General features: G+C 66.1%; 1 protein-coding gene. It reads right to left on the reverse strand.

What is annotated here, in order from left to right; genetic code table 11:
- On the reverse strand, window positions 1-557 hold a 557-nt coding region (gene ilvC, locus EQG76_RS31485), incomplete at both ends, for a ketol-acid reductoisomerase (protein WP_159719135.1).

Below are 557 nucleotides of genomic sequence, written 5' to 3' on the forward strand. Positions count from 1 at the left end.
ACGCGCTTCATCTCGGCCTTGGTCTCATCGGTGATGATGCGCGGGCCGGTCATGTAGTCGCCGTACTCGGCGGTGTTGGAGATCGAGTAGCGCATGTTGGCGAGGCCGCCTTCGTAGATCAGGTCCACGATCAGCTTCACCTCGTGCAGGCACTCGAAATAGGCCATCTCCGGGGCGTAGCCGGCCTCGACCAGGGTCTCGTAGCCGGCCTTGATCAGGGCGCAGGTGCCGCCGCACAGCACGACCTGCTCGCCGAACAGGTCGGTCTCGACTTCTTCCTTGAAGGTCGTCTCGATGATGCCGGCCCGGCCGCCACCGATCGCCGAGGCATAGGACAGGCCGAGATCGAGGGCGCCGCCGGACGGGTCCTGGTGGACAGCGATCAAGCAGGGCACGCCGCCGCCCTTGGTGTACTCCGCGCGGACCAGATGGCCGGGACCCTTGGGCGCCACCATCAGCACGTCGAGGTCGGGGCGGGCCTCGATCAGCTTGAAGTGAATGTTCAGGCCGTGCGCGAACATCAGCGCAGCGCCCTGCTTCATGTTGGCGGCGAGCTC

It is taken from the genome of Geminicoccus flavidas, from assembly GCF_009806515.1.
Taxonomy (GTDB): Bacteria; Pseudomonadota; Alphaproteobacteria; order Geminicoccales; family Geminicoccaceae; genus Geminicoccus; species Geminicoccus flavidus.